Genomic DNA, 1,372 nt, shown 5'->3' on the forward strand with positions numbered 1-1,372 from the left:
CAGCCGGACTTTAGTGATCATTTTGATCTGATGGGTCATGGTTGAGATGCGACGTTGAGGTGGAGCCGGTCCAGGCACGCAAGAGGCCACCGGTGATCATCGAGGTTTGTGACGACTCTCGAAGATCAGCCGGTGGCCGTGTGCCCCAGCGTAGACCCCGACGGGTGGCGAGAGGCGTTCGAGGGGCTCGCGGGCCGGCTCGACCGCCGGTTCGCCCGGCCGGAGTCTCGCCGGCGGATGCGCCGGTTCCTGCGCGGTCTGATGGCCGGGCTGCCGCGGGTGAACTGCTGGACGTTGGCCGAACACGCCGGGGAGGCATCCCCGGGCGGGATGCAGCACTTCCTGGCCGCCGCGGTGTGGGACGACGACGGCCTGCGCGGCGACCTGCGTGACTACGTCGTCGAGCGGTTCGCCGACGCCGAGGCGGTGTTCGTCTTCGACGAGACCGGCGACGTGAAGAAGGGACCTGTGACCGTCGGTGTCCAGCGGCAGTACACCGGAACGGCCGGACGGATCGAGAACGCCCAGGTCGCGGTCTACCTGACCTACGCCACCCAGGCCGGGCACGCGTTCCTCGACAACGCCCTGTACATGCCGAAGTCGTGGATGGCGGACCCGGACCGCTGCCGGGCCGCGGGCGTCCCCGACGACCTGGAGTTCCAGACCAAACCCGCACTCGCCCGCCGCCTGGTCGAGACCGCGCTCGACGCCGGGGTCCCCGGCCGATGGGCCACCGGCGACGAGGTCTACGGCAACGACCCCACACTGCGCGCCGCCCTGGCCCGCCGCGGCCTGGGCTACGTCCTCGCCGTCGCGAAGACCCATCAGATCGACACCAGGGCCGGCAGGAAGAAGGCGATCGACCTCGCCGTCACCCTGCCTACCACCGCCTGGAACCGCATCTCCGCCGGCAACGGAGCCAAGGGGCAGCGGCTCTACGACTGGGCGCTGATCGCGACCACCGACCAGGACCTCCCCGGCTCCCACCATCTGCTGATCCGCCGGAACATCACCACCGGCGAGTACGCGTTCTACCGGGCCCACAGCCCGGCCCCGGCCCCTCTGACCGCCTACGTCCGCGTCGCCGGGATCCGCTGGAACGTCGAAGACGACTTCCAGTCCTCCAAGGAACTCGCCGCCCTCGACGAGCACCAAGTCCGGACCTGGACGTCCTGGCACCGCTGGACCCTGCTCGCGATGCTCGCCCACGCCTACCTCGCCGTCACCACCGCCGCCGCCCACGACACCGAACCCGCCGACGGGCTCATCCCCCTCACCATCAACGAGGTCCGCCACCTCATCACCCAGATCGCGCTACCCCGACCCGACCCGTCCGCCGGCTTCGTGCTGGCCTGGTCCCGGTGGCGCCGCC

General features: G+C 70.4%; 1 protein-coding gene. It reads left to right on the top strand.

The window, feature by feature from the left end; translation table 11 throughout:
* Nucleotides 1-237 precede the first annotated feature (237 nt).
* The coding region (locus AB1460_RS37500; RefSeq protein WP_368967313.1) for an IS701 family transposase at nucleotides 238-1,372 on the top strand (1,135 nt) is incomplete at its 3' end.

The sequence above is a fragment of the Parafrankia sp. FMc2 genome (assembly GCF_041008525.1).
GTDB lineage: Bacteria > Actinomycetota > Actinomycetes > Frankiales > Frankiaceae > Parafrankia.